General features: G+C 71.9%; 22 protein-coding genes. 10 read left to right on the forward strand and 12 right to left on the reverse strand.

Annotated features, from left to right (window positions below; translation table 11 throughout):
• Window positions 1-86: 86 nt before the first annotated feature.
• Window positions 87-704 carry a TetR/AcrR family transcriptional regulator gene (locus HZF07_RS21280; protein WP_157344326.1) on the reverse strand — a complete coding sequence of 206 codons (618 nt, stop codon included), beginning with the start codon at window positions 702-704 and terminating at the stop codon, window positions 87-89.
• Window positions 705-774: 70 nt separating this feature from the next.
• Here HZF07_RS21280 and HZF07_RS21285 point away from each other — a divergent pair, with 70 nt between their 5' ends.
• Together HZF07_RS21285 and HZF07_RS21290 are read left to right on the forward strand one after the other, a co-directional pair.
• Complete coding sequence (locus HZF07_RS21285) at window positions 775-1,692, forward strand: homocysteine S-methyltransferase family protein (protein ID WP_157344327.1); 918 nt, start codon at window positions 775-777, stop codon at window positions 1,690-1,692.
• A gap of 90 nt (window positions 1,693-1,782) precedes the next feature.
• Window positions 1,783-2,565, forward strand: a complete 783-nt coding sequence (locus tag HZF07_RS21290; RefSeq protein ID WP_157344328.1) for a helix-turn-helix domain-containing protein — start codon at window positions 1,783-1,785, stop codon at window positions 2,563-2,565.
• 60 nt (window positions 2,566-2,625) lie between these two features.
• Here HZF07_RS21290 and HZF07_RS21295 read toward each other — a convergent pair whose 3' ends face one another.
• On the reverse strand, window positions 2,626-3,249 hold the full coding sequence (locus HZF07_RS21295) for a hypothetical protein (protein ID WP_157344329.1): 624 nt from the start codon (window positions 3,247-3,249) through the stop codon (window positions 2,626-2,628).
• 634 nt (window positions 3,250-3,883) lie between these two features.
• On the opposite strand from HZF07_RS21295, the gene HZF07_RS21300 reads away from it, so the two are divergent.
• On the forward strand, window positions 3,884-4,978 hold the full coding sequence (locus HZF07_RS21300; RefSeq protein WP_157344330.1) for a hypothetical protein: 1,095 nt from the start codon (window positions 3,884-3,886) through the stop codon (window positions 4,976-4,978).
• A gap of 109 nt (window positions 4,979-5,087) precedes the next feature.
• Here HZF07_RS21300 and HZF07_RS24200 read toward each other — a convergent pair whose 3' ends face one another.
• Entirely contained in the window at window positions 5,088-5,672 is a 585-nt protein-coding gene (locus tag HZF07_RS24200; protein ID WP_232523082.1) for a GlsB/YeaQ/YmgE family stress response membrane protein, read from the reverse strand.
• On the opposite strand from HZF07_RS24200, the gene HZF07_RS21310 reads away from it, so the two are divergent.
• Window positions 5,647-7,506 carry a sialidase family protein gene (locus tag HZF07_RS21310; RefSeq protein ID WP_157344331.1) on the forward strand — a complete coding sequence of 620 codons (1,860 nt, stop codon included), beginning with the start codon at window positions 5,647-5,649 and terminating at the stop codon, window positions 7,504-7,506. The genes HZF07_RS24200 and HZF07_RS21310 overlap by 26 nt on opposite strands.
• A gap of 324 nt (window positions 7,507-7,830) precedes the next feature.
• On the opposite strand, the gene HZF07_RS24205 is transcribed toward HZF07_RS21310, so the two are convergent.
• Together HZF07_RS24205 and HZF07_RS21315 are read right to left on the reverse strand one after the other, a co-directional pair.
• The gene (locus HZF07_RS24205) at window positions 7,831-7,959 is read right to left on the reverse strand and encodes a hypothetical protein (protein WP_258562655.1); all 129 of its coding nucleotides are present in this window, start codon (window positions 7,957-7,959) and stop codon (window positions 7,831-7,833) included.
• 91 nt (window positions 7,960-8,050) lie between these two features.
• Complete coding sequence (locus tag HZF07_RS21315) at window positions 8,051-8,434, reverse strand: hypothetical protein (protein ID WP_157344332.1); 384 nt, start codon at window positions 8,432-8,434, stop codon at window positions 8,051-8,053.
• Here HZF07_RS21315 and HZF07_RS21320 point away from each other — a divergent pair.
• Window positions 8,421-8,720, forward strand: coding sequence for a hypothetical protein (locus HZF07_RS21320; protein ID WP_157344333.1), 300 nt, complete (start codon window positions 8,421-8,423; stop codon window positions 8,718-8,720). The two genes, HZF07_RS21315 and HZF07_RS21320, sit on opposite strands and share 14 nt — an antisense overlap.
• 34 nt (window positions 8,721-8,754) lie before the next feature.
• On the opposite strand, the gene HZF07_RS21325 is transcribed toward HZF07_RS21320, so the two are convergent.
• The 3 genes from HZF07_RS21325 to HZF07_RS21335 form a co-directional block, all read right to left on the reverse strand.
• A complete protein-coding gene (locus tag HZF07_RS21325; RefSeq protein ID WP_157344334.1) occupies window positions 8,755-9,027 on the reverse strand; it encodes an ANTAR domain-containing protein in 273 nt (90 codons plus the stop codon).
• 248 nt (window positions 9,028-9,275) lie between these two features.
• On the reverse strand, window positions 9,276-12,500 hold the full coding sequence (locus HZF07_RS21330; RefSeq protein ID WP_157344336.1) for a Calx-beta domain-containing protein: 3,225 nt from the start codon (window positions 12,498-12,500) through the stop codon (window positions 9,276-9,278).
• Window positions 12,501-12,949: 449 nt separating this feature from the next.
• The gene (locus HZF07_RS21335) at window positions 12,950-13,312 is read right to left on the reverse strand and encodes a cupin domain-containing protein (RefSeq protein WP_181645471.1); all 363 of its coding nucleotides are present in this window, start codon (window positions 13,310-13,312) and stop codon (window positions 12,950-12,952) included.
• Between the two features lie 167 nt (window positions 13,313-13,479).
• Between HZF07_RS21335 and HZF07_RS21340 the strand changes: the two genes are divergently transcribed.
• Window positions 13,480-16,251, forward strand: coding sequence for an alpha-amylase family glycosyl hydrolase (locus HZF07_RS21340; protein WP_157344338.1), 2,772 nt, complete (start codon window positions 13,480-13,482; stop codon window positions 16,249-16,251).
• Between the two features lie 39 nt (window positions 16,252-16,290).
• Window positions 16,291-18,228 carry an APC family permease gene (locus HZF07_RS21345; protein WP_157344339.1) on the forward strand — a complete coding sequence of 646 codons (1,938 nt, stop codon included), beginning with the start codon at window positions 16,291-16,293 and terminating at the stop codon, window positions 18,226-18,228.
• 9 nt (window positions 18,229-18,237) lie between these two features.
• On the opposite strand, the gene HZF07_RS21350 is transcribed toward HZF07_RS21345, so the two are convergent.
• The 4 genes from HZF07_RS21350 to HZF07_RS21365 all read right to left on the reverse strand — a co-directional run bounded on the left by HZF07_RS21350 (window position 18,238) and on the right by HZF07_RS21365 (window position 22,201).
• A complete protein-coding gene (locus HZF07_RS21350) occupies window positions 18,238-19,989 on the reverse strand; it encodes a SulP family inorganic anion transporter (RefSeq protein ID WP_309504879.1) in 1,752 nt (583 codons plus the stop codon).
• A gap of 64 nt (window positions 19,990-20,053) precedes the next feature.
• Entirely contained in the window at window positions 20,054-20,455 is a 402-nt protein-coding gene (locus HZF07_RS21355; RefSeq protein ID WP_181645472.1) for a PGPGW domain-containing protein, read from the reverse strand.
• A 52-nt stretch (window positions 20,456-20,507) separates the two neighbouring features.
• The gene (locus HZF07_RS21360; RefSeq protein ID WP_157344340.1) at window positions 20,508-20,783 is read right to left on the reverse strand and encodes a hypothetical protein; all 276 of its coding nucleotides are present in this window, start codon (window positions 20,781-20,783) and stop codon (window positions 20,508-20,510) included.
• 44 nt (window positions 20,784-20,827) lie between these two features.
• Window positions 20,828-22,201: an aminopeptidase P family protein gene (locus HZF07_RS21365; protein WP_309504880.1), complete on the reverse strand. Its 1,374-nt coding sequence runs from the start codon at window positions 22,199-22,201 to the stop codon at window positions 20,828-20,830.
• 70 nt (window positions 22,202-22,271) lie between these two features.
• On the opposite strand from HZF07_RS21365, the gene HZF07_RS21370 reads away from it, so the two are divergent.
• From HZF07_RS21370 to HZF07_RS21380, 3 genes are all read left to right on the forward strand, one after another.
• Window positions 22,272-23,405 (forward strand): PrsW family intramembrane metalloprotease, encoded by a 1,134-nt coding sequence (locus HZF07_RS21370; RefSeq protein WP_157344342.1) that lies wholly within the window; start codon window positions 22,272-22,274, stop codon window positions 23,403-23,405.
• Window positions 23,402-25,123 (forward strand): dynamin family protein, encoded by a 1,722-nt coding sequence (locus HZF07_RS21375; protein WP_232523083.1) that lies wholly within the window; start codon window positions 23,402-23,404, stop codon window positions 25,121-25,123. The genes HZF07_RS21370 and HZF07_RS21375 overlap by 4 nt, the downstream gene beginning before the upstream one ends.
• 100 nt (window positions 25,124-25,223) lie before the next feature.
• Window positions 25,224-26,879, forward strand: coding sequence for a GTPase (locus HZF07_RS21380; RefSeq protein ID WP_157344343.1), 1,656 nt, complete (start codon window positions 25,224-25,226; stop codon window positions 26,877-26,879).
• Window positions 26,880-26,979: the final 100 nt, after the last annotated feature.

A 26,979-nucleotide genomic window follows, 5' to 3' on the forward strand; every position in this document is an offset into this window, starting at 1 on the left:
CGCCGCGGTCACCGGCGAGGCCGGCACGTCGTCGTGCCACGACCCCGACGCAATCCGGCCGCGGGACACGAACCGGCCGCGGTCCTCTATGCCGGGACGCCGGCGCTGAGCGCGGCGGTGAGCAAGCGGCGCAGGACCCGCAGCTGGGCTCGCATGTGCTCGGGTGATCCGGTGGAGCGGCACAGCAGGAACGCTCCTTCGAACGTCACGAACACGTGGTCGGCGAGGTCCTCGGCGTCTCCCAGGTCGAGAGCACGCGACGTGGCGGCTGCCGAGAGGAGCTCGGTGATCGCCGCGCGCCAGACGTCGATGGCGTGGCGGATCAGGTCGGCGGTGCCGTTGGAGACCAGCTGCTGCTCGGCGAGCACCGCGACGTAGAGGCAGTTGCTCTGCGCGGACATGATGTCGTCGGCCGAGTCCTCGAAGTGCCGGATGAACTCCACAACTCGTTGCGCGGGATCGCTGATCTGGGCGGTGGCGTCCAGGGCAGCATGCAGCTGGCCGATGTCGGCGGTGACGTAACGCTCCGTGAGGGCACGCGCGAGGTCCAGCTTCGAGTCGAAGTGGTGAAAGAACGCGCCCTTCGAGGTTCCCGCGGCCCTGAGCACCTGGTCCACCGAGGTGGCAGCGAAGCCGTTCTCGATCACCAGATGCTGAGCCGCGTCGAGGATCCGTTCGCGGTTGATGGTCCCGTCCTTCGGCATGACCCCTTGCTACCAGACCAAGCGGTCTGTTACAAACAGACCAGTCAGTCTGTTATCGAGGAGAAGTACCATGGCCACCACCCACCACGCGTCCTGGCTCGACACGGGCCGCTACGTCAGCGACGGCGGTCTGGAGACTGACCTGATCTTCAACCGTGGCGTTGAGCTCGAGGAGTTCGCCTCGTTCCCGCTGCTCGAGAGCGATCGGGGCCGGGCCCTGCTGCGCGACTACTACGACGACTACGCTGCGGTCGCACGCCGGGCCGGCGGAGGTCTGACCCTGGAGTCGCCGACCTGGCGCGCCAATCCTGATTGGGGTGCCCGGCTGGGGTACGACCACGCTGCGCTGGACGAGGCGAACCGTGCCGCCATCGAGTTCCTGCACGGTGTACGCGACTCGTACGGCGACCTCCTCGACGTGAGGATCATCGGGGCGATCGGACCGCGCGGCGACGGGTACGTCGCGGGCAACGAGGTCGACCCCGACGAGGCGGCCGACTACCACCGCCTCCAGGTGGAGGCGTTCGCCGCAGCCGGCGCCGACGTGGTCGCGGCGTACACGATCACCAGCGCCCACGAGGGCTTGGGAATCTCGCGTGCCGCTCGGTGGGCCGGCATCCCGGTGTTGGTGGGCTTCACCGTCGAGACCGATGGCCGGCTACCTGACGGAACACCGCTGCGCGACGCCGTGGCCCTCGTCGAGGCCCAGGAGCCACCGGACGGGTTCGTGGTCAACTGCGCCCACCCGACCCACATCGCACCGGCGCTCGACGGGGGCGCGTGGCAACACCGCATCGTGCAGGTCAACCCGAACGCGTCCACGCTCAGCCACGCCGAGCTCGACGACGCCGAGAAGCTCGACACGGGCGATCTCGGCCTGCTCGCCAGGTCCTACGACGCCCTGCGCGAGCGCCTTCCCAACCTGACCATCATCGGTGGCTGCTGCGGCACAGACGCACGCCACGTCGCCGCCCTCTGGGCGGTGTGAGCACCCACCAGCGAGTTCACGCTCCGATCCGACGGTCGCCCGGACCTCACTAGAGTCGTCCTGGCGGCGAGCCCGGGACGAGGTGGACGCATGCTCGAGGCGCTGGGGCTCAGCGAGGACGAGGAGCGCGCCTACCAGCGCCTGGTCGCGGGGCCGTCGGAGTCGGCGGACGAGGTGGCCACCGGCCTCGGCGTCGAAGCCAGCGTTGCGGCGACGGCGCTCGCCGGGCTGGAGGAGAAGGGTCGCGGGTACCCGCCGTCGATGCGGGAGGACGGATGGCTGTTCCTCACCCAGGGCGCCTTCACTGACGCGGCCGGCCACTACGCGCACTCTGACGTGTACTTCCCCGAGTACACCGGCCGGATCCTGGTCGACGGTCAGGAGATCTGGGCCACCGACTGGTCGCTCTTCCTCAACGAGAAGATCGCGGACGGGGACCACGACGTCGTCGTCGAGACCCGCGTCCAGCGCGAGAACCCCTTCTGGCAGCTGTCGACCGATGTCGAGACGCGGTGGTCGTTCCGCTCCGAACAGCCGACCAGCTCCCGCACGGTGCTGCCGATGATCGGGGTGGACTACCGGATGGATCTCTCCGCCACCAACAGCGCGCCCCGGGGCCACTACCGGTTCGAGGTCGCCTTCCCGACGCCGCAGGGCCCCGCGGCCAGCCGGATCGAGCACCGTCGCGTCGAGGTCTCGTGGGGCCACGGCACGACGTGGGAGCGGCTGCCGCTCTCACGGTGCGAGAAGGACGCGTGCTCGGTGACGGTCAGCAACCGCGCCGCCGCCACGGCCAGCCTGCGGGCCGAGGCGGAGGACCGGCTGGGCCGCAGCGTGGAGCAGACGATCATCGACGCGTACGCCGTGCGCTAGTCGCTGATCCCGCAGACCCCTCGGCCCCGACGTCGCCCCCGTCGTCGGGGCCGAGGCTCGTCAGCCTGGACGGCAGATGAAGGCGTTGAGTCCTCCGCCGACCGTGAGGTAGGTGGCGAAGAGCGGTTGCCAGTAGCCGCCGTACTGCCCGTCGTAGAGGTACTGCGCGACGGCATACCGGTACTCGGCTGAGACCTGGTAGACGTTCTGGCTCACGTGCTGGCCGTTGGCGAGGTAGTACCAGCTGTTGACGAAGCCGCGTGCCTGGTAGGCCCAAGGGCTCACGCTGACGGCCTGCCAGTTGGTGCCGTCCCAGCGGAACACGACGTCGACGTAGTAGTCGTAGTAGCCGTGGAAGCCGGTGGGCTGCAGCGACGGATACGTCACGCGCAGGGTGGTCGCGCCGCGGCTGCACAGCATCTCGCCCGCTTGCCAGGAGAGGAGGTTCGTGACCCCGGAACCGAGCGGGACGTTCGGCGGCGATGGCGGGTAGACGCCGGTGAGGTCGGGGAGCACGGTCGGCTCGGTCAGCGGGGGCGGCGGGGGCGGCGTGGGCGGCGTGGGTGGCGTGGGAGGTGGGGCAGCCTGGACCGCGATCGTGCGGCTGCCTGACGTGGCGATGACGCGGCCGGCGCGTCGTGCGACGGAGCGCAGGTAGGCGGTGCCGGCGCTGGGGGAGGACACCGAGAACGAGTACGGGCCGCTTGCCCGATGCCGTTTGCTCCTGATCGTCACCCATCGGCCGTTCGACCGGGTCTGCAGGAGGACGGTTGTGTTCTTGCGGGCGCCGGCGTGGCGCAGCCGGCCGCGGACGACGTACTCGACGTTCGTTGTCGCCGTCGCGGGGGCGGTCAGGGTGATCCGGGTCCGGTCGGAGCGCGCGCGCTCCAGGGCGAGGGGCGGGGTGGGCGGTGGGTCCCCGGCCGGTGCGGTCGTCCGGGTGGGGATCGGAGTGCTCGCCGGGGCCGGGGAGGCATGCGCTGTCTCGATGCCGGACAGCGCGGTGGCCAGGATCAAGGCCGTCGCGACAGCGCGGAGGGCGCTGGTCGGATGCGGGCGGCGGCGGGGTCCGAAGCGGAGTCGACCGGGGCCTTCCCTGGATCGGGAAGGCTCTGCGTTGCCTGCAGGGGGTGACGTGCGCATGGCGGCCTCTGCGCGGACGCTACTCCCTCCCGGCGGATCGCGAATGCCCCAGGTCGATGAACTCTCGGGCCCGGTCGCTGGTGACGCTGCGGCCCGCGACATGCGGGCGCCAGCAGCTTGCGACGCACCTCCCGCGACGGTGGCGGCGCGACGTCGGTTTCGGCACAATCCGAAGATGGCCGCGGTTGTCTACGTGCACGTGGGCGCCCCGAAGACCGGGACCACCTACATCCAGGACCGGTTGGCGTCGAACAAGTCGCGCCTGGCCGAGCACGACGTCGCCTATCCAGTGGGGTTGCACGGCGACATGTTCCGCGCGGCCCTGGACCTGATCGACAGGCCCTGGGACGGTCAGGTCGACGGATTCCGGGGCGAGTGGGACGCGTTGGTCCGACGAACCCGGCGGGCCAGGAGCTCGGCGGTGATCAGTCAGGAGGTCCTGGCCTGTGCCACGGCCCAGCAGGTGGACCGCGCGGTCACCGACCTGGCGCCGGCCGAGGTCCATGTCGTGTTCACCGCCCGCGACATCGCCCGGCAGGTCCCCGCCGCGTGGCAGGAGCTGCTCAAGCACCGCCGCACGGTGTCGTACCGCCGGTTCCTTCTCGGGATTCGCGACCCCCGCTCACAGGGGCGGATCGGCCGCGAGTTCTGGGAGGTGCAGGGCTTGCCCGAGGTCCTCGAGCGGTGGGGGCGCTCGCTCACGCCGGACCGGGTGCACGTCGTCACGGTCCCTCGACCGGGGGCACGTGACGGAGAGCTGTGGAGTCGATTCTGCCGTGCGGTGAACGCCGAAGCGGACTGGGCTCCTCGCGACGACGCGCGGCGCAACCCCTCCCTCGGCGTCGCCGAGAGCGCGATGCTGCGCAAGTTGAACGGCCGGCTCCGTAGGGCCGGCGTCGAGGGCACCGACTACCGCCGCGTGGTCCGTGAGGTGATGGTGCACCAGGTCCTGGCCACCGGAGCGGTCCACCCGCGGCTGACCCTGCCGCACGACTGGTTCGACTGGGCGGAGGAGATCGCCGAGTCGTGGCGCTCGTGGATCCGCGCATCCGGTGTCGAGGTGATCGGTGACCTCGACGACCTGCTCCCGGTCCCGCCGGACCCGGACGCCACCTGGGTCGACCCCGACCGGGTCCGGCCCCGAGACGTCGCCGACGCCGCCCTGAGCGCCCTGACGGCCATGGTGGAGGAGGCCGCGCGCCGCAGCGATCCCGACGAGCGGCTCCGCGCGAAGGCAGCCAAGGCGACCCGGCGGCTACGCGAGCGGTGACGGGCGAGGTGCAGTCACTCTCCAGCTCCGCCTCTGGCCCGCTGAGGGTCCGGTCCCTTCCCGGGACCGGACCCTCAGTGTGGTCGATCAACTGGCGTGCGCGACGTCCTCAGTGATGGCTGAGCTTGCTCGTGTTCCGCCCGGTGAGGGTGGAGGCGATCATGACGAGGACCGCAGCGCAAGCGATGGACACGATCCAGCGGGTCCAGTCGATGCCGGCGCTGCCGTTGCCGCCGAAGGCGCTGTAGATGAACCAGCCGACGAGGACGCCGACGATGCCGCACACGATGGTGAGCCAGATCGGGATGTTGTCCTTGTCGCCGGGTGCGATGAGCTTGCCGAGCAGGCCGATGATGATGCCCGCGACGATGACGCCGATGATCTCCATGCGTTCCCCCTGTGCTTGGTCACTGTCCGGAGTTCGCCCGGACGCGTCCTGGAGGTACCCCGCGCCTGGACCTTCAACCCTCTGCTGCGGGCCGAGGGTGGTGGCGAGCACCTGGTCGGGGTCGCCGTCCTGACCTCCCCAGGGGGCCGGAACCGCCGAAGCCTCTTGTCGGCCCGTCGGAACAGGTCGAGACTCGACTGTTGCGACCACCCGATCCTGCTCACCAGCAGGAGGGCGCGCCGCGCAGAACGATCCATCTACCCGAAGGAGCGTCATGCGCATGAACAACAGGACGGCCGCGGCCATCGTCGCGACCCTCGCAGCGGTACTCGTTCCGGCGCTCGCACAGGCGGCGCCGATCACGCCCGGCGGATCGACGGAGGTCACCGTCGGCAGCAACGACCAGGTCTTCTCCCAGAACAAGCAGAACGAGCCCGGTCTGGCAGTGAACCCGGTCAACCCCGCGGTTCTGGCGGCCGGAGCCAACGACAACATCGACCTCGAGGCGTGCAACGCCGGCGATGACCGGACCTGCCCGTTCACCCCGGGCGTGGGCGTGTCCGGCGTCCAGTTCTCCACCGACTCCGGCCGCACCTGGACCCAGCCGACGTACACGGGATACTCGGCGCGGGTCACTCCCAGCTGCCTCGGCCAACCCGACGTCGCCCCCGGCCAGCCACCGGCCACCGACACCGGCTGCGTGCCCGACCCGAGCGGTCCGATCGGGACACTGCCGAACTACGACACCAACGGAATGGTCTCCAACGGCGACCCCGAGCTCGTCTTCGGGCCGGTACCGAACGCCGCCGGTGACTTCTCCTGGGCCAACGGGCAGCGGCTGTACTACGCCAACATCGCCACGCCGTTCCCGGGCGACCCCGGCTTCGGCGGCGACGCCGCGATCGCGGTCTCGCGCACCGACGACCTCGCGGGCGCCATCGCGGGTGACAACGACGCGTGGATGGACCCGGTCGTGGTGACGAAGCAGAACTCGGCCCTGTTCAGCGACAAGGAGCAGATCTGGGCCGACAACGCCTCCAGCAGCCCGTACTTCGGCAACGTCTACGTCTGCAACGTGGGCTTCCGTGGCCGCGGATCCGGGGCACCCGAACCGGTGCTCTTCGCCCGGTCCACCGACGGTGGCGACAGCTGGACCCACCGACAGCTCTCGGCTGCCACCAACAACAACCAGACCGGCGGCCGGCAGGGCTGCGCCGTGCGGACCGACAGCGACGGCGTCGTCTACGTGGCCTGGGTCGGCACGGACATCCGGACCCGCGACGGCGTCTTCTTCCAGGCCCGTTCCTTCAACGGTGGCCGCACCTTCGAGCGGCCTCGCGTCGTGGTGACCGGCCTCGGTGGCATCGGCCAGTTCGACCCGGCGCAGGGACGGTTCACGATCGACGGCATCGCCGGCGCTCGGACGAGCAACTTCCCCTCGTTCGACATCGCCAACGGCGCCCCCACCGGCACCGACGCTACCGACGAGATCCTGCTCACCTGGTCCGATGACCGCCAGGGAACCAACAGGGAGCGTGCGTTCCTCGTGCACTCCACCGATGGTGGTCAGAACTACGTGGGCCAACAGGTGGTGAGCGAGGGAACCGACCGGGCCAACTTCCCCGCCGTGGCGATCTCGCCCGACGGCACGGACGCCTGGCTGGTCTACAACGCCTGGCTCGACCCCTGGCGCAACGACACCACCTCGCCGCGCCGGATGCTCGGAGTGGTGCGACACGCCGACATCAACGCCGGGTCCGGGTCGGTGGGCACCTTCACCACGGCCCTGCGCGGGACCATCGGCGACGGCCGCGCCTCCAGTGCCAACGGCCTGACCTCGGAGTTCCTCGGCGACTACAACTACGCCGTGGCCACCCGGAGCTACGGATCCGCGGTCTGGAACGACATGCGCAACGGCGCGGTGTGCCCCGCCATGAACGCCTACCGTCAGGCGTTCGTCGACGACGTCCTCGCCGGCACCACTGAACCGATGGTCGGCGACGAGAAGGAGGACCAGGAGGCGGCCACCGAGCTGCCCGCCACCCACTCCACGGCACTGCGACCGGGCCCCAACAACCAGTGCCCGCCCACGTTCGGCAACTCCGACATCTTTGGAGGCACCTTCAGCGACGAGTCCTGACCTTCACCAACCACACAGCCCGTCGGCCGCCCCATCCGGGCGGCCGACACCACTGCGCCTCAGGGTGGTGCCCCGGCGTCGATGGCATCGGACGGGAGACGGTCTTGCCATCGGCCTGCAGCCCGGCGGATGCTGGGAGGCATGGGAGGGTGGCCAGGACGCCGAGCCCGCGACTCATCGACAGCGCCCCGGTGGGATCGGGCCGGCCGAGCACAGTCGGTGCGGTGTCTGCTCGGCATGCACCAATGGGCACCGCATCACACGCCGGACGGTGAGCAGTACGTCGCATGCGTGCGTTGCCTGAAGCATTCTGAGCAATGATCGTCACGGAGCCGCGTACGCCGACGCCTCGGTGCGGTTGGCGACCCCGACCTTGGCGATGATCCGGGACACCTGCACGCGGCGGCCGAGCGACACGGTGCGCTGGTGCCGAGTGGCGGAGGCAACGTCCATCTGGACCGTCAGGCGCTGCTGCGGACCGCGGCCGACGCCGTACGACGAATGCCGGATGTGGTCGCGACGTCTTACCAGGAGTCTGGGGTGATCAGCCCTCACCCAGGAGAACGCCGTGAACCGCAATCACCGCCCGCGCCCAGGCCGCGCGACCCTCGCCACCCTCGCCACGCTCCTCACCCTCACCTGCGTCGTGGCCTCGGCAGAAGCCGTCGCCTACGGCGGCCTCGGCGCGACCGCGGAATCGGCCGCCGTCCTCGCGAAGGCGAAGCCGACCCGAACGCCCCACCGCCAGCGCGACCCCGACCGCCACGCCCACGCCGACCGCCACCGAGACGCCGATGCCGACTGCGGGCCCGACGCCGACAGTCACCCAGGCCCCCACTCCTGCCACGTCTCCGACTCCACCCGTCGCGACGTGCAGCTCCTCGGTGACCTGGTCCGGCCTGGCGTACTGCAGGGTGCCGTCGATCACCTTCCTGGTCGACGGGTCTCGGCCCGCCGGCACCCTCCTGGCCGCCTCGGCCTACGTCGGGCACGTCGACGGTCAGATCGTCACCCTCACCGAGTTCTCGTCCTGCCTCCCCGATCACTACTGCGGGGCGACCCTGATCGATGCGGTCGTCACGTTCGCCCCGGGTGCCAGGCTGCCCGCGTACGGCGAGCTCGTCGAGGTCTACGGCGTCACCGCTGCGACCGGCTTCACGGTCAGCGGATCCGAACTCCTGGCGCCGTGCGAGTACGCCCTCGGGTGCGCCTGAGTCGGGACTCTGGCGAGCTGTTGGGCAGCGGGAGCTACTTCGGGAGGCGGCGGGTCTCGACCAGGTGGGCCGCGATGTCGCGGAGAGGGATGTCGGACTGGCTGGAGACACGCTTCAGCACCTCGAGAGCCTGACCCTCATCGACTTCGTACCGCTCCATGATGATGCCTTGAGCGCGACCGATGACACCGCGAGTGTCGAGGGCCTCCGTGAGCTGGGCGATGCGCTGTTGAGCGTGGGCGAGGTCGGCGAGGACAGCAGCCGAGCCGCCCGGAGCGACGGTGGTGGAGCGCTGCTGGGTGGTCATGGTGCGAGGGTCGCACCGCCGCTGCCGGGAGTGAACCGCCCTTTCGGATGAGGTGCGACGGCCGCGGCTCTGGTGACCTAGGAACACCGCGGTACGGCCCGACGGACGAGCTCGGGTCGTACCGGCGCCTCGGGGGGAGGCACTGGCCGTGCCGCGGTTCCTCGAGCCACGCCGGCACGGCGCCCAGGGACGGGCAATCGCGACGGTATGCCTCACCTGGAGCGCGTCCGCGCCCCTGACGAGACCGATCAGCGCCGGAACAGGATGGGCCGGCCGACCTCCAGGACACGCCACGCTGTCCGCTTGGTGCGGGGAGCAGCCGCGGCGACGCCGGACCTCAGCGACACTCGCGTCGTGGTGCACCGGTCCACGACGTCGACCTTGCCCCTGCGGAGCGCGATCCTGGCGTACTCGGCGGTGATGTTCGTGCGCCCGCTGGAGGAGACGACCGTTCGGTGCACGATGGCGGAACCGTGGCAGCCGGAGGGGGCGCCGCCCGCCAGGGTGAGCGTCGGGATGCCGTGGCGGCGCGTGAGCTCGAGCGTTCCACCGGTGAGTGTCACCGTCTGCGTCCGGCTCGCAGCCAGACGACTGCTTCGGGTGCCAGCGGGCTTGGCGCGGGGTACGGCGTACTTGACCAGCAGCGTGCCGTCGGAGGCGTCGAGCAGGGTCCCCATGGGCAGCGGGGTCGGGTGTGTCAGCTGGACCCAGGTGGGGTGGCCCGGCACCCGGTAGAGAACGGTCCCGACCACCCTGCCGGTCAGGACGCGATCGGTGCTGGGCGCGGTGACGGGATCACGGATGGTGCCGGTGGTTTTGGACGGGGTGCCGAGGGAGATGTTGGTGCCTCCCCTGATCTCGACGGTGACGGTCTCGTCACCTTCCAGGGTGGTGTCGGCGGTGGTGGTGACCTCGAAGAAGCCCGTGGTCTGGCCGGCGGGGATGACGATCTCCTGCAGGGTGCGGGCCACGTAGTCGGTGCCGGCGGTGGCGGTGCCGCCGGCGGTGGACAACCGTACGGAGGAGTTCACGTTCTGGGTTCGGCTGAGGGTGATCGGGAACCGCAGGGCCTCGCCCTCCTCGACGGCCGCCGGGGTGCCGACCGAGGCGGCCGCCGGGGGCAGGTCCGTGCTGTGGATGGTGCCCGTGGCGCTGGACGGGGTGCCGAGGGAGATGTTGGTGCCTCCCCTGATCTCGACGGTGAGGGTCTCGTCGGGCTCGACGAGGGAGTCGTCGAGGGTGGTGACCTCGAAGAAGCCCGTGGTCTGGCCGGCCGGGATGACGATCTCCTCCAGGGTGCGGGCCACGTAGTCGGCGCCGGCGGTGGCGGTGCCGCCGGCGGTGGACAGCCGCACGGAGGAGTTCACGTTCTGGGGTCGGCTGAGGGTGATCGGGAACCGCAGGACCTCGCCCTCCTCGACGGCCGCCGGGGTGCCGACCGAGGCGGCCGCCGGGGGCAGGTCCGTGCTGTGGATGGTGCCCGTGGCGCTGGACGGGGTGCCGAGGGAGACGTTGCTGCCTCCCTTGATCTCGACGGTGAGGGTCTCGTCGGGCTCGACGAGGGGGTCGTCCAGCGTGGTGACGGTGAAGAAGCCGGTGGTCTGGCCGGCGGGGATGACGACCTCTTCGTGGGTGCGGGCTACGTAGTCGGTGCCGGCGGTGGCGGTGCCGCCGGTGGTGGACAGCCACACGGTGGAGTCGACGGTCTGGGGTCCGCTCAGGGTGAGGGGGAACTCCAGGACGCTGCCCTCGGAGACAGTGGGCGCGTCCTGGACCGACACCACGGACAGTGGCGCCGCGTCGTCGTCGTCACCGATCGTGACGGACGCGGTTCCGTCACCGATCGTCGCGCCCACGGCCGACGACAGCGCCACGGTGAAGCTCTCGTCGGGCTCATCGGTCGCGTCGGGCACGAGGTCGACTGACAGCGTCCCGCTGCTCTCGCCCGCCGGGATGGTCAGGGTTCCGGACGCTGTCGCGTAGTCCTCGGGGGAGACGGCGGTCCAGTCGGACGTCGCCCAGGAGAGCTGCACCGGGCTCGATGGCGTGCTCGAGAGGCTCACGGTCAACCTGGCGGTGCTCGTGCCGCCCGTGCCCTCCGGTACGGACACATCCGCGATCGAGGCGACCGGCAGGACCGGCCCAGCCACCGAGCCGAGGGCGCCGAGGTAGCGGACCGCCCCGATCTGGTCTCCGACGCTGCCTGCCAGCACGGCGGCATCCTGGCCAGGGAGGAGCGCCATCGAGCTGGGATCGGCGCCGGCGATCGCCGTCTGCACGACACCCCCCTGCCCGAACCCCGTGTCCCGGTCGCCGGACTCGAGGTACCTGGCCAGCACGAACGAGCCCGACGTACCGCCGCCTGCGAGCACCTGGCCCTTCTCCCCGACTGCGACGCCGAACGCGCGGGAGGAGCCGGAGTCGTCGAGGCGGTCGAGGCGGATGCCGCCCACGCCGAAGCCCGGATCCAGTGATGCCTTGTCGTCGTAGCGGGCCAACGCGAGCTGGTCCGCGTCGGTGCTCGCCTCGCGCGCGTAACCGGCGGCGACGACGGTGCCGTGCGGCCCCTCCGCCAAGGCGCGAGCGAAGGCCGCCCCTCCCGAGCCGACCTGGTGCACGGCCGCGTCCCGCAGCTTCCCGTCGGGAGTGACGTAGGCGAGCATGAACCCGTCGGCGCCGTCGATCCCGGCGTTGCCGGCGAGGACCAGACTGCCGTCGGCGCGGCCGAGCAGGGCGCGTGGCTCACTGTCGCGGGTGGCGTCTCGGGAGAGGTCGAAGAGTGCGGTGCCGTCGCCGTCGAACGTCGCGTCGGGCTGACCGGTGGACGTGAAGGCGTCCACGCGGGACACGAAAGCCGGGGAGGCGACCTCGGGGAGCATGCCGCCGGCCACGGCGACACCCAGGTCGGGACGGGAGGCGAGGCTCGTCGGGAAGAAGCGCTGACCGAGGTCCGCGACTCCACCCTGCGCGAAGTCGGGGTCGAGGCCGCCGGTGCTCAGGTACCTCACGAGGAAGCCGTGCTGCGTGCCCTCCTTGCGCCCGATCCCGGCCACCAGGATGCGACCCTCGGCGTCGACCATCACGGCCTCGGCGCGATTCGTGCCGCCGCCGCCGAACCCGCTGAACGACGTCCCGACGAATCCATCGGTGCCGAAGTCCGCGTCGCGTTGTCCGTCCGCGGTCAGGCGGACCACCGCCCACTCGGTCCCGTCGACGGCGGGGACGGAGTGGTCACCGACCACCACGACCTTGCCGTCTGCCTGCGCCGCCGACGCGAATCCCCGAGTCCAGGGCTTCGCCCACGCGTGCACGGCCACGCCGCCGTCGCCGTACGCCGTGTCGAGCACGCCGGCGTCGGCGTACGACGCAGCAGCCGGCAGCACGGCCAGCGTCGCCGACGCGAGCGCGGTCGTCGCCGCCAGCCGCGACCTGCGCGTCCGCGTGCGGCGACAGCCGCCCCGTCCAACCCACATGCGGGCGAGGCTACGTCGTTGCCAGGCTCTCTGAACGCGCTTTTCGAGAGGCCGGAGCCCTCCCTGGAGTGGGCGGTGCGAACGGGGCCAGCCGTTCGGGCCGCTGTCCGGCGCCGCTCGCGCCGGCCGGACGCACCATTCCCGAGGGTGCGGGACAGTGACGACGAGCGGTCGTCGCCCTAGCCGACTCCCGGCCCCGCTGTGTCGTCGCTCCCGGTACGGTTGGCCGGGCAATCCGGGTTCGGGCAGACGTCCTGCGCCACCGGTATGTCCAGCTGCTCGTCGCCACCGGGGAACACGTCCGTCACCACTGACGCGAGCTCGTGCCCACAGTGCTGGCACCGTCGGGGCCAGGCGGGCTCTTGCTGACTCGACGCTTCCGGGTCCATCTCAGGACGCTACCCACAACGCGGAACGCCCATCCCTCGCGAGCACGACCGGTCGGTGCGTCACATCGCCTCGACGACGGCTGTCAGGTCGCCCCCGGCGTCACCGGTGTTGACCACCCCAGCCGGCTCGAGGAGCAGGACCTTGACCTCGTCGTCCGCGCGGGGGCAGTGCTCGACCCCGCGCGGCACCACGAAGAGCTGACCCGGTCCGAGCACGACGTCGCGGTCACGCAGCTGGATCGTCAGCCGGCCGTCGACCACGAGGAACAGCTCGTCGGTGTCCTCGTGCGTGTGCCACACGAACTCGCCCTGGATCTTGACCAGCTTGACCTCGTAGTCGTTCAGGCTGGCCACCAGCTTGGGAGACCAGCGCTCGGAGAACAGGTCGAACTTCTCGTTGATGTCCACGACGTCGCCGGTCACGGTCCAAGACTGTCGCACCCGATGTGCGGTCTCAAGGGTCCGTCGTGGCAGTGGTGATCTCGAAGGCCCGCGCGACCGACCCACACAAATTGCGGGTTGTCCGGTGTCGGACCCGATGTCTAGGTTGGGCAGGCCACGCCTGTGGCCTGGATCACTCGGGAGTCCTGATGCGCCTGTCGTCTCGTGCCGTCACCTTGTCCGCCGCCGTGCTCGCCGTGGGCCTGCTCGCGCCCGTCGCGCCGGCCACCGCCGGGCGAGGCGGCCACCACCACCCGTCTGGCGGTGACTCCGCGTCGTACGCCGGGCACGCGCTGCGCGCCGGTCCGGCCGGCGAGGACTTCTATTTCGTGATGTGGGACCGGTTCGCCAACGGCGACACGGGCAACGACGACGGCGGGTTGGGCCCGGACCGGCTCGTGAGCGGCTTCGACCCCACGTCCAAGGGCTTCTACAACGGCGGCGACCTGGCGGGTCTCAAGGACCGGCTCGACTACATCGAGGGGCTCGGGACCGACGCCATCTGGCTCACGCCGGTGTTCAAGAACAAGGCGGTCCAGCTCGAGGACGGCCCGTCGGCGGGCTACCACGGCTACTGGATCACCGACTTCACCCAGGTCGACCCGCACCTGGGCACCAACGCCGAGATGGCCGACCTCGTCGACGCCGCGCACGCGCGGGGGATGAAGGTCTACTTCGACATCATCACCAACCACACCGCCGACGTCGTCGGCTACGCGGACAGCCCGCGCAAGAGCTACACCTCCAAGGACACGGTGCCCTACCGCACCGCCGACGGCCGGGTGTTCGACGACCGGGACTACGCCGGCAGCAACCGCTTCCCGGACCTCGACCCGGCGACGTCGTTCCCCAACGTCCCGGTGCTCGACCCGGCCGAGCAGGACCTCAAGGTCCCGGCCTGGCTCAATGACACGACGATGTACCACAACCGCGGCGACACGGACTTCGTCCGCGACGACGAGGACAGCCAGTACGGCGACTTCTTCGGTCTCGACGACCTCTTCACCGAGCGGCCCGAGGTCGTGGACGGCATGGTCGACATCTACCGCGCCTGGGTCCGCGAGCTCGGCATCGACGGCTTCCGCATCGACACGATGAAGCACGTCAACGACGAGTTCTGGCAGGAGTTCGGGCCGGGGATCCTCGACTACGCCAAGCGGCACGGGAAGCGCGACTTCTTCATGTTCGGCGAGGTCGCCCTCGACGGCAGCGGCCCCGCTGCCAAGGCGTTCACCTCGCACTACACGGGCCACAACGGCATGCAGGCGGTCCTCGACTTCCCGTTCCAGGACGCCGCGCGCGGCTTCGCGTCCAAGAGCCGGCCCACGCGGGAGCTGGCCGACTTCTTCACCAACGACGACTGGTACACCGACGCCGACTCCAACGCGTACTCGCTCCCGACGTTCCTCGGCAACCACGACATGGGCCGGTTCGGGCGGTTCCTGCAGGTCGACAACGGCGGCGCCGGCGACTCCGAGCTGCTTGCCCGCGACGTGCTGGCGCACCAGCTGATGTACCTCTCCCGCGGCAACCCGATCGTCTACTACGGCGACGAGCAGGGCTTCACGGGCGCCGGCGGTGACCAGGACGCCCGCCAGACGATGTTCGCCAGCCGGGTCGCCTCCTACCAGGACGACGACCAGATCGGCACCGACCGCACCCCGGCCGTCGACAACTACGTCGCCGGGCACCCGCTCTACCAGGCGATCGCGGGCCTGTCGGCGCTCACTGCCCAGCACCCCGCGCTGCGCTCGGGAGCCCAGCAGGTGCGCTCCTCGTCCGCCGCCCCGGGCGTGCTGGCGTTCTCGCGCTTCGACCGCCGCAGCCAGCGCGAGTACGTCGTCGCGCTCAACAACAGCGAGCAGTCCGCCTCCGCCGACGTGCCGACCTACGTCGACAACGGCCGCTTCACCCGCGTGTACGGCGAGGGCCCGGCCCGGCTGTCCACCGACGGCGACCGCGAGCTCGGCCTGACCGTCCCCGCGCTGTCGACGGTCGTCTACGCCTCCGACCGGGCGATCCCGCGCTCGCCGCGCGCCCCTGGCCTCGTCCTGGGCGAGCCGCAGCCGAGCGCGGTCGACCGCGGTCGGATGCAGGTCACCGCAACAGTCGACGGATCGTCGTTCTACGAGGTCACCTTCCAGCGCCGGCTCGGCCACGGCCCGTGGCGCACGATCGGCACGGACGACTCCGCGCCCTACCAGGTCTTCGACGACGTGAGCACGCTCCGCACCGGCACTCCGGTCGCCTACCGCGCAGCGGTGATCGACAACGCCGGCCACACCCGTGGCGCGTCGGCCCGCACGGTCCGGGTGCCGGCCCCGACCATCCGCATGGTCCACCCGACCGGCGGCACCGTGATCGCCAGCGACCGGGTGCCGGTCGAGGCGTTCGTCGACCCGGAGCGGACGACCCAGTCGGTCACGTTCCAGCGCCGGATCGGCACCGGCGCGTGGACGACGCTCGGCACCGACACGAGCTCGCCGTGGTACCGCTACGACGACGACCTCTCCGCGCTGCCGACGGGCACCGAGCTGACCTACCGGGCGATCCTGCACGAGCGCGGCGCGCCCGACGTCACGAGCGAGCCGGTGACGGTGAGGTCCGTCCAGCCGACCGTGACGGTGGCCGGCTCCCTGCAGTCCGAGATCGGCTGCACCGGCGACTGGCAGCCCGACTGCGCGGCCACGCACCTCGTGCTCGACCCGGTCGACGGGATCTGGCGAGGCACGTTCCACCTCCCGGAGGGTGCCTACGAGTGGAAGATCGCGGTCAACGACTCGTGGACCGAGAACTACGGGGCCGGCGGCGCGCCCAACGGCGGCAACCTCTCGCTGAGTGTGCCGCCCGGTGGCGGGAACTACGTCTTCACCTGGGACCCCGACACCAAGGTCCCGTCCGCGGGTCCGGCCTCCGGCTAGGCTGCCGATCGTCCCTTCACCTCGCCAGAGGCAGGCTCGATGGCAGCAGCACGCTTGAAGACGTGGCTGCTGTCGCAGCAGGAGCCGGAGCCGGAAGGCTTCTACGAGAGCGAGGCCGAGGCCCGGCCGCACCAGCACGTCCACAAGTGGTACCGGGTGATGTGCCTGACCGGCGTCGACTACTTCTCGACGCTCGGCTACCAGCCCGGCATCGCCGCGCTCGCGGCCGGCGCGATCGCGCCCTTCGCCACGCTGGTGCTGGTGCTGGTGACGCTCTTCGCGGCGCTGCCGATGTACCGCCGGGTGGCGGAGGAGAGCCCGCACGGCGACGGCAGCCTCTCGATGCTGGAGCGGCTGCTGGCCTACTGGCCGAGCAAGCTGCTCGTGCTCGCACTGCTCGGGTTCGTCGCCACCGGCTTCGTCATCACGATCACCCTCTCGTCCGCCGACGCGACCGCCCACATGGTCGAGAACCCGTTCCTCCACGACGCGCTCCAGGGCCGCGAGGTGATCGTGACGCTGGCGCTGCTGCTGTCGCTGGGAGCGGTGTTCCTCAAGGGCTTCCAGGACGCGATCGGGATCGCCGTCGTGCTGGTGGTGATCTACATCGGCCTGAGCGCGGTCGTGGTGGTCGACGGGCTGGTCGAGGTGGTCACGCACCCGGACGTCTTCTCGGACTGGCGCGCGGCGATCCGGGTCGAGCACGACACGACGTTCGCGGTCATCGGCGCCGCACTCATCGCCTTCCCCTCGCTCGCGCTCGGCCTGTCCGGGTTCGAGACCGGCGTGGTCGTGATGCCGCTCGTCGAGGGCGATCCGGCCGACACCCAGGAGCAGCCGCTCGGCCGGATCCGCAACACCAAGAAGCTCCTCGCGGGCGCCGCGCTGATCATGAGCGTGATGCTGCTCGGGTCGTCGCTGGTCACGACGCTGCTCATCCCAGCCGACGAGTTCCAGGAGGGCGGCGCGGCCAACGGCCGGGCGCTGGCCTACCTCGCGCACGAGAGCTTCGGCGAGGGGCTCGGCACGCTCTACGACGCCTCGACGATCCTGATCCTCTGGTTCGCCGGTGCCAGCGCCATGGCGGGCCTGCTCAACATCGTGCCGCGCTACCTGCCTCGCTACGGCATGGCGCCGGACTGGGCGCGGCTGACCCGGCCGCTCACCGTCGTCTTCACCGTCGTCGCCGCCGTGGTCACGATCCTGTTCGACGCCGACGTCGACGCGCAGGCGGGCGCCTACGCGACCGGCGTGCTGGCGCTGATGACCTCGGCCGCCGTGGCCGTCACGCTGACGGAGTGGCGGCGCGGGCGCCGGGGGAGCGCGGCGTTCTTCGGCGTGGTCAGCCTGATCTTCCTCTACACGATCACGGTCACGATCCTCGACCGCCCGGAGGGCCTGCTGATCGCGCTGATCTTCGTGGTGATGATCGTCGTCGTCAGCGTCTACTCCCGGGTGACCCGCAGCACCGAGCTGCGGGTGCACGAGGTCGTCGTCGACGAGGGCGCCCAGCGGGTGCTGGACGCCTCGATCGCCGACCCGCGCCCGATCCGCTTCATCGCCAACAAGCGCCAGGCCGGCGACACCGAGGAGTACGACGTCAAGCTCGCCGACGTCTCCTACGACACGCACCTCGGCGAGCGCGACGACCGCGTCTTCCTCGAGGTCGCGGTCACCGACGCCAGCGAGTTCGCCACCCGCGTCGAGGTCAGCGCCGTCGACGTCGGGTCGCACCGGGTGCTGAGGGCGACCGGCTCCAGCGTGCCGAACGTGATCGCGGCGTTCCTGCTGCACGTGCGCGACCTCGACACCCAGGTGCCGCACGTCTACTTCGACTGGAGCGAGCGGTCGCCCGGCGACAACGTCCTGCGGTTCCTGCTCGCCGGCGAGGGCGACATCCCGCCGCTCACGCACGAGATCCTCCGCAAGGCGGAGCCTGACGAGGCCCGTCGGCCGCAGGTCCACGTCGGCGGGTAGGCGCGCCGCTCAGTCCAGGCGGTAGGCACTGGGGCCGGGCTCCCAGTCGACGCCTTCCGCGCTCGCGTAGGCCTCCACCGCCGTGCGGACGGTCGGGTAGAACTGGTCGGCGTGGACCGTCCGGTTCAGCTCGTAGGCCTTCATCTTGGCCCGGACCGCGTCCTTGAGCTCCGCGAAGACGAGTCGCGTCCCCGCCTCCGCGAGCTCCTGCTCGAGGTCCTCGAGCATGTCGGCCGCCGTGGTGTCGACGTCGGTGATCGACTCGGCGGCGACGATGATCCACCGCGGGGTGGGCTCGATCGCGCCGAGCCGTCGGACCTGGTCGCGGAACGTGCGCGCATTGGCGAACAGCAGCGGGGCGTCGAAGCGGTAGATCGCGAGGCGGGGCAGGTGCTCGGTGGTCGGGTGGTACGCCGTGTCGTGGTAGCCGCGCAGGCCGCTGGCCCGCCCGAGCACCGCCTGGTGGGGCCACCAGACCCGGCGGAAGACGTTGAGGATCGACATGCCGACGGCCACCGCGATGCCCGGCAGCACGCCGAGCAGCGCGACGCCGAGGAACGCCACGACCGCGAGCACGAAGTCCGAGCGACGCTGGCGGTGCAGCCGACGCAGCCCGGCGATGTCGGCGAGTGACAGCGACGCGGCGATGACCACGGCGGCGAGTGCGGGCTGAGGGAGGTTGCGCAGCAGGCCGGGCGCGAACAGCAGCATGGCGACGATCGCGGCGGCGCCGACCAGGCCGGTGACCTGGGTCCGCGACCCGCTCTGGAAGGCGACCGCCGTCCGGGAGCCGCTCGTGCTGACCGGGAACCCCTGGAACAGGCCGGCCGCGACGCTGGCCGCGCCGACGCCGATCATCTCGCGGTTGCCGTCGACCTCCGTGCCGGTCTTCTGGGCGAACACCGACGCGGTCGAGATCGTGTCGGTGAGGGAGACCAGCGCGATGCCGAGGGCTCCGGCGAAGAGCAGCATGAGGTCCTCGAGCGGCACGGTCGGGATCGTGAACGGCGGGAACCCGGCCGGCAGCTCGCCAACCAGGCTCACGCCGCGGTCCTCGAGGTCGAAGACGGTGACGGCCGCGATCGCGAGCACGACCGCGCCGAGCACGCTCGGGAAGACCGGCCACACCCGCTGGAGGACGACGATCAGGGCCAGGCAGGCGACGCCGACCGCGAGTGCCGCGCCCACCGTCTCGCCGTCCGCCACGGCCTGCACGAACGCCGCGGCTTCGGCGAGCAGGCTGTCTGCGTCGACCGAGAACCCGAAGAGCTTGGGGAGCTGCCCGACCATGATGGTGAGCGCGAGGCCGTTCATGTACCCGATCTGGGTGGGTCTCGAGAGGAGGTCGGCGACGAAGCCGAGCTCGAGGACGCCGGCGAGCACCGTGATCGCGCCGACCATGAGCGCGAGCACGGAGGCGTAGGCGACCGCGGTCTCGGGGCTGCCGTCGGCGGCGACGAGGGGGAGGACGGTCGCGGCGATCATCGGTCCCAGCGAGGAGTCCGGGCCGAGGACGAGGACGCGCGACGGGCCGAACAGCGCGTAGCCGAGCAGCGCGAGGATCGTCGTGTAGAGCCCGGTGATGGCCGGCAGCCCGGCGAGCTCGGCGTACGCCATGCCCTGGGGGATGAGGAGCGTCGTCACCACCAGGCCGGCGACGAGGTCCTTCCCGAACAGCGAGGGCCGGTAGGACCGCAGGGTCGCGATGCCGGGCACCGCGCGTCCCAGCGCGCGCCAGGACGAGGTGGTCTGCGGTGCCACCCTCGTAGGACACCACGTCGCGCCACGGCCTGGACCGCCCGAACTGGGTGAAGGCGCCGAGGCGTCAGAAGATCGCGAGCGATCCGACGAAGGCGGTGATCGCGCCGGTGAGCAGGGTGGTGGCGACCAGGAACCCGGCGGTGCCGAGCAGGCCGGTGAGCCGTCGCAGGGGGGAGGCGCCCGTCGGCAGCGCCGCCTGCTTGGCGCGGGCCAGCCCGCGGCCCATCCAGGCGAGGCCGGTGCGCGCCCACTCGTACTCCAGCGCCAGCAGCGCGAGACCCAGGGCGATCACCACGAGGCCCGGGCCGGGGAGCACCAGCATCGCGATGCCCGCCAGGACGACCAGTGGACCACCGATGGTCACCAGCGCCTGCACGCCGACGCGTCGCGCGGGACCGGCGTCCGACCAGGTCTCGAAGCGGTCGACGACGGCCTGGGCACGCGGGGGCAGGGTGGGGTGGGACACCGTCTCAGTGTGGCGGCCCGGACTGAGAGCTTTCTGAGGGTCAGGAGTCGGGTCAGCTGCTCTGCGCCGCGCTGAGCAGCCGGTCGACGTCGGAGCCGTGCTTGCGTACGACGGTCACCCGGCAGGGCGAGACCTCCTCGCCCGCAGCCACGATCGCGGCGGCGACGTCGTCGCTGAGCGAGGTCAGCGCGGTCAGGTCGACGATGAGCCGCTCGCTGCCACGTCCGTAGGTGCCGATCGCCTCGCGGATCGCCGCGGCCGCGTCGTCAGCGCAGCGGCCGGAGACGCGGAGCCGGTGGTGCAATGCCTCGTACTCGATCGTGCACATCGTTGCCTCCCGCGCGCTCGGTACCCGCGACGCCGCGGCCCTACTCAGCCGCGCAGGCCGCCCATCCACTCCTCGACGTCGGCCGAGGTGCGGGGGAGGGCTGCGCTGAGGTTCCGGTAGCCGTCGGCGGTCACCAGGATGTCGTCCTCGATCCGGATGCCGACACCACGGAGCTCCTCGGGCACCAGGAGGTCGTCCTCCTGGAAGTACAGGCCCGGCTCGACGGTGAGCACCATGCCCTCGGCGAGCGTGCCCTCGGCGTACGACGACGGCGCGGCCTGGCCGCAGTCGTGCACGTCCATGCCGAGCATGTGGCTGGTGCCGTGCAGCGTCCAGCGGGCGTAGACCCGGCTGTCGGGGTCGAGCGCCTCCTCGACCGGGACCGGGAGCAGCTTCAGGTCGGCGAGCCCGTGGGCGAGCACCTCCATGGCGGCGTGGTGGGCCGCGCGGAAGGGCTCGCCGGGCCGTACCGCCTCGATGCCGGCCTGCTGGGCGGCGTAGACGAGGTCGTAGAGATGGCGCTGCAGGTCGGTGAAGCGGCCGTCGACCGGGATCGTGCGGGTGACGTCGGCGGTGTAGAGCGAGCGGTTCTCGACGCCCATGTCGAGGAGCACGAGCTCGCCCGGCGTGATCGGGCCGGAGTTCTCGATCCAGTGCAGCGTGGTGGCGTGCTTGCCGCCGCCGACGATCGAGTCGTAGCCGATGTCGTTGCCCATCGCGCGGGCGCGGCGGAAGAACGTGCCCTCGATCCAGCGCTCGCCGAACTCGAGCACGCGGTCCCACTCGCGCACGGAGTCCTCGAAGCCGAGCGTCGTGATGTCGCACGCCTCCTGGAGCTGCGCCACCTCCCACTCGTCCTTGATGAGCCGCAGCTCCGAGGCGACCCGGGCGAGGTCGGCGTCGGTCTCGAGGTGCCGGGTCTTGCGGTCGTCGTCGAACGACGGCAGCTCGTCGAGGTGGCGGACCTCGATCTGCAGCGAGTCCGAGATCTCCTTCAGCGACGGGCGGCGGCCGGCCCACAGCTCGCCGTACTGCCGGTCGCGGAAGAACTCGTCGGTCTCCCGCGAGGAGCGCGGCCGGGCGTAGAGCACGGACTCGCCGGCGTCGACCACGAGCACCGCGTCGCTGGTCTGGTTGCCGGAGAAGTAGGTGTGCGCGGTGTCGGGGCGGAAGCGGTAGTCGGTGTCGTTGGCGCGCACCTTGTAGGTGCCGGCCGGCAGCACCAGCCGCTCGCCGGGGAACGCCTCCGCCAGCCGCTGGCGGCGCCGGGCCGCCGGAGCGGCCACCTCGGCGACGGGCAGGTCGAGCTCGCGGTCGCCCCAGCCCTCGCGCATGAAGGCGGCGTACGCGGCCGGGACGGCGGGGTCGTGCGACTCCGTCTTGGGCTCGGTGCTCTCGGGTGTGGTCTGGTCGCTCACGACGACACTGTACGCCGCGCGGGGGCTCGTGCCACGGGTCGGGAGGACGCGCCCGGATAGGCTGCCGTCCATGCCCGGAACGCACCGTGTGAGCGCCGCGTCGTCGGTCGCCTTCACGGTCGTCGTGACGGTGCTGACCGTGGCCGGTGCCCTGGTGATGCTCGCGGTCCTCGCGCTGTCCGGGGCGCCGGGGAGCGTCGTGCTCGCGACACTGCTGGCCGCGGTGCCCGTCGGGCCGCTCGTGGCGGCCTACCTCTGGCTCGACCGCTACGAGCCCGAGCCCCGCGCCCTGCTCGCGGCCGGACTGCTGTGGGGCGGCTTCGTCGCCACCGCCGCGGCGCTGGTGCTCCAGGGTCTCGGCGGCCTGGTCGGCGGCTTCTCCGACCGCGACAGCCTCGAGATCGTCGCCCCCGTCACCGAGGAGGCGTGCAAGGGGCTCTTCCTCCTCCTGCTGCTGTGGTGGCGCCGCGCCGAGCTCGACGGCGTCCTCGACGGGATCGTCTATGCCGGCATGGTCGGCATCGGCTTCGCGTTCACCGAGAACATCCTCTATCTGGTGGCCGCCTACAACGGCACCGACGGCACCGGGCCGGGCGGCACCGAGGCGGTCACCGCGACGTTCGTGGTGCGCTGCCTGATCAGCCCGTTCGCGCACCCGCTCTTCACGACGTTCATCGGCATCGGCGTCGGGCTGGCCGTCAGCTCACGCACGGCCCGCAGCCGGGTGCTCTGGCCGCTCGCTGGGTACGGATGTGCCGTGCTCGCTCATGCGGTGTGGAACGCCGCCACCGCGGAGGGGCTCGGCCACTTCCTCACGGCGTACGTCGTGCTCATGACGCCGGCGCTGATCACGGTGGTCTCGTTCGCGGTCTGGTCGCGCAGCGCCGAGCGCCGGATGCTGCAGGCCGCGCTCACCGACGCGGCGGCGCGGGGACTGGTCCCGGCGACCGACATCGGCTGGGTCGTGGACCTCGCGGCGCGGCGGCGGAGCCGGGCCTACGCACGCCAGCGCGGGGGTCGCGACGCCGAGCGGGCGATGCGCGACTATCAGCAGGCTGCCATCGAGCTCGGATTCCTCCACTACCGTTACCTCCGCGGCACGCCGCCGCCGGACTACGCGGCCCGCGGGCAGCAGTTCCTCCAGCGCATCGACGGTCTCCGACCCTCGATCGCCTTCCCCGGACAGGTGGTACCCACGAGATGACGGCGCCGGCCGACCACGACTCGCGCATGCTCACGGCGCTCGTGCAGCTGCACGACGCGCTGCAGGCTGCGCCGCTGCCGCTCGACGTGCCCGGGACCGTCGAGCTCCGCGCCGCGCGCGAGCAGCTGATCGCGCAGCTCGAGGACTACCTGCTGCCCAGGCAGATGACGGTCGCGGCCCCGCTGCTGGTGGTGGTCGGCGGCTCCACCGGCGCCGGCAAGTCCACCCTGGTCAACTCCCTCGTCGGCCACCGCGTCACGACGCCCGGTCTGCTGCGCCCCACCACGCGGTCGCCCGTGCTGGTCCACCACCCCGACGACGCCCAGTGGTTCGGCCAGGACCGGCTGCTGCCAGGGCTGGTGCGTGTGGACCACTCGACCGACGACCGGAGCTCGCTCCAGCTCGTGGCCGTCGAGTCGGTGCCGCCCGGCCTGGCGATCCTGGATGCACCCGACGTGGACTCCGTCGAGGCCGAGAACCGCCGGCTCGCCGCCCAGCTGCTCGCCGCCGCCGACCTGTGGCTCTTCGTCACCTCGGCGGCCCGCTACTCCGACCAGGTGCCGTGGCAGCACCTCAAGCAGGCCGCCGACCGCGGCACCTCCGTGGCGGTCGTCCTCGACCGCACCGCACCCGACGCAGTGCCGACCGTCGCCGCCCACCTGGCGCGGATGCTGGCGGCGCGCGGCCTCAAGGACTCCCCGCTGTTCACCGTCGCGGAGTCGACGGTCGACGCCGACGGGCTGCTCGCCCCGACGCTGGTCGCCGACGTGCGGGCCTGGCTCGTCTCGCTCGCCCAGGACCCGACCGCCCGGTCCGCCGTGGTGCGGCAGACCCTCGACGGCAGCGTGCGTCTGCTGGCCCAGCAGGCGCATGCCATTGCCGACGCGGTGGGCGGCCAGGTCGCCGCCGCCGAGGACCTGCGGTCCGCCGCGGCCACGGCGTACGCCGAGGCGGAGCGGGCCACGCTCGCCGCCGCCACGGACGCCACCCTCCTGCGCGGCGAGGTCGCCGGCCGGTGGCGCGAGCTCGCCGGCACCGGAGAGCTGCTGCGGTCGCTCGAGGGCAAGGGTGGCCGGCTGCGCGACCGGATCGCGAGCGCGGTCAAGGGCACCGGCCAGCAGGCCGACCGGGTGAGCATCGCCATCGAGTCGGCGGTCGAGCTGCTCGTGGTCGACCACGCCGAGGCCGCGGCCACCGCGACCGTGGCCGCCTGGCGGGAGCTGGGGACCGCGGACCAGGTGCTGTCCGCCGCGGGCGCCGGTCTCGGCCGCGCGTCCAGCGACCTGCGCCGCCGGGTCGAGGGCGAGGTGCGGGCCTGGCAGCAGCAGCTCACCGAGCTGGTGCGCGCGGACGACCCCGACCGGGCGACCTCCCGCTACCTGACCCACGGCACCCGGGGCCTGAGCGTCACCGTCGCGGTCGCGGTGCTCGCCGCCGACGCGACGGACCCGGCCGCGAGCGGCGCCGATCTCGCGACCACCCTGCTCGACGGTGTCTACGGCGCGCCCCACGCCGCGCAGCTCGTCGCCCGCGGCCGGGCCGACCTCGCGCGCCGGGTGACGGGGCTGCTGGCCGATGAGCAGCGTCGGTTCAGCGCGCTGGTCGACGGCCTCGCGGTCGAGGCGGACGCGGGCCGGCAGGTCCGCTCCGCCGCCCGTCGGGTCGACGACCGGAGGTTCGAGCAGAGCCGCGCCGACGAGGGAGCGATCCAGCCCTGAACCCCGCCCTGAACCCCAGTCGCCGCTCGCGAGGCCCTAGGCTGGGCTTGCACTGTTTCGACGCCGACGACGCCCCGATCCGGGTAGGCCGAGGGAGAAGATGACGTCCTTGCTCGAGGGGACCGACCGCCTGGTCACCCGTGGTACCGACATCGGTGCCCGCATCGACGGCCTCGACGACGCCGCCCGGGCCGCCCGAGGCCGCCTCGACGACTCGCTCGTCGACGACGCGGCCGCGGTCGTCGACCGGGCCGCCGGCCGGCTGCGGCTCTCGGCCGCGCACACCGTGGTGGCGATCGCCGGCGCGACCGGGTCGGGCAAGTCCTCGACGTTCAACGCCCTGACCGGGCTCGAGCTCTCCGCCGTCGGTGTCCGCCGCCCCACCACGTCGTGGGCCACCGCCTGCGTGTGGGGCCGTGACGGCGCCGCCGAGCTGCTGAGCTGGCTGGGCATCGCCCCGCGGCACCAGACGACCCGCGACTCGATGCTCGACTCGGGCCGCCGCGCGCAGCAGGCCGAGCTCGACGGGGTCGTGCTGCTCGACCTCCCCGACCACGACTCCACCGAGGTCGCTCACCACCTCGAGGTCGACCGGCTGGTCGGGCTCGCCGACCTGCTCGTGTGGGTCGTCGACCCGCAGAAGTACGCCGACGCCGCTCTCCACGATCGCTACCTCAAGCCGGCGGTCGAGCAGCAGGACGTCGTCATCGTGGTCCTCAACCACATCGACACCGTGCCCGAGGAGCGCCGGCAGTCGATGCTCGACGACGTGCGCCGCCTGCTCGACCAGGACGGCATGACCCGGGTGCCCGTGCTCCCGATCAGCGCGCGCAACGGCATCGGCGTCGCCGAGCTCAAGGCGGAGCTGGCCCGGCGGGCGGCCGAGAAGCGGTCCACCCGCACCCGCCTCGACGCCGACATCCACGAGGTCGCCGGCCGGCTGGCTGCCGCCAACGGTGACGCCCCGACCCGCGTCGTGGAGTCCGACCGCGTGACGGCGCTGGACGCGGCGTTCGCCGACGCTGCCGGCGTCCCGCTCGTCGTCGAGGCCGTCCAGCGCTCGGTCCGCCAGCGCGGCAACCGCGCCACCGGCTGGCCGGTCCTCGGCTGGATCTCCGGCATGAAGCCCGATCCGCTCAAGCACCTCGACCTCGACCTCGGCGACGACGGCGAGCGACTCAGCGGGCGATCCCGCACCGCGCTGCCCGAGCCGACGCAGGTGCAGCGCGCCCGCGTCGACGACGAGGTGCGCTCCTTCGCCGACGACCTGACCAGCGGCATGACGCCGTCCTGGGTCGAGGCCGTACGCCGGGGCGCGGCGTCCCGCCTGGGCGACCTCGGCGACCGGCTCGACGAGGCGCTCGCCGGCACGGACCTCGGCGCGGCGAAGCTGCCCAGCTGGTGCGGTGTCGTGCGCGTGCTGCAGTGGTTGCTGCTGCTGGCCGCTCTGGGTGGTCTCGTGTGGACCGGTGTCCTGGTCGGCCAGGGCAAGCTGTCGGACGCCGACACCCCACAGGTCGCCGGTGTCGCGCTGGCGCTGGTGCTGCTCGTCGGGGGACTCGCGGGCGGCCTGCTGCTGGCGCTGGTGAGCCGGATCTTCGTCGCCGGCGCCGCCCGCAGCCGTGCGCGGCACGCTGACGAGCGGCTGCGCAGCGCCGTCAACGACGTCACGCACGAGCTCGTCGTCGAGCCGGTGGAGACCGAGCTGGCGGCGTACGCCGCGGTCCGCTCGGGCGTCGAGCGCGCCCTCGCCTGACCGACACCTGACCGGCGTCTGACCGGCCTCTTTCCGTCCACAGGGCGCCCCGAGACACGGCTCTGCACAGGCCGGGAACCGGACCAGCCGCGTTGTCGGC

It is taken from the genome of Nocardioides agri, from assembly GCF_013778305.1.
Taxonomy (GTDB): Bacteria; Actinomycetota; Actinomycetes; order Propionibacteriales; family Nocardioidaceae; genus Nocardioides; species Nocardioides agri.

Excerpts from the sequence above, each read along its gene's own strand:
- HZF07_RS21360 (WP_157344340.1), bottom strand. The coding sequence starts at position 20,783 with ATGTGCACGATCGAGTACGAGGCATTGCACCACCGGCTCCGCGTCTCC.
- HZF07_RS21285 (WP_157344327.1), top strand. The coding sequence starts at position 775 with ATGGCCACCACCCACCACGCGTCCTGGCTCGACACGGGCCGCTACGTC.
- HZF07_RS24200 (WP_232523082.1), bottom strand. The coding sequence starts at position 5,672 with ATGGCCGCGGCCGTCCTGTTGTTCATGCGCATGACGCTCCTTCGGGTA.
- HZF07_RS21280 (WP_157344326.1), bottom strand. The coding sequence starts at position 704 with ATGCCGAAGGACGGGACCATCAACCGCGAACGGATCCTCGACGCGGCT.
- HZF07_RS21370 (WP_157344342.1), top strand. The coding sequence starts at position 22,272 with ATGCCCGGAACGCACCGTGTGAGCGCCGCGTCGTCGGTCGCCTTCACG.
- HZF07_RS21330 (WP_157344336.1), bottom strand. The coding sequence starts at position 12,500 with ATGTGGGTTGGACGGGGCGGCTGTCGCCGCACGCGGACGCGCAGGTCG.
- HZF07_RS24205 (WP_258562655.1), bottom strand. The coding sequence starts at position 7,959 with ATGGACGTTGCCTCCGCCACTCGGCACCAGCGCACCGTGTCGCTCGGC.
- HZF07_RS21380 (WP_157344343.1), top strand. The coding sequence starts at position 25,224 with ATGACGTCCTTGCTCGAGGGGACCGACCGCCTGGTCACCCGTGGTACC.
- HZF07_RS21300 (WP_157344330.1), top strand. The coding sequence starts at position 3,884 with ATGGCCGCGGTTGTCTACGTGCACGTGGGCGCCCCGAAGACCGGGACC.
- HZF07_RS21310 (WP_157344331.1), top strand. The coding sequence starts at position 5,647 with ATGAACAACAGGACGGCCGCGGCCATCGTCGCGACCCTCGCAGCGGTA.
- HZF07_RS21375 (WP_232523083.1), top strand. The coding sequence starts at position 23,402 with ATGACGGCGCCGGCCGACCACGACTCGCGCATGCTCACGGCGCTCGTG.
- HZF07_RS21345 (WP_157344339.1), top strand. The coding sequence starts at position 16,291 with ATGGCAGCAGCACGCTTGAAGACGTGGCTGCTGTCGCAGCAGGAGCCG.
- HZF07_RS21290 (WP_157344328.1), top strand. The coding sequence starts at position 1,783 with ATGCTCGAGGCGCTGGGGCTCAGCGAGGACGAGGAGCGCGCCTACCAG.
- HZF07_RS21325 (WP_157344334.1), bottom strand. The coding sequence starts at position 9,027 with ATGACCACCCAGCAGCGCTCCACCACCGTCGCTCCGGGCGGCTCGGCT.
- HZF07_RS21340 (WP_157344338.1), top strand. The coding sequence starts at position 13,480 with ATGCGCCTGTCGTCTCGTGCCGTCACCTTGTCCGCCGCCGTGCTCGCC.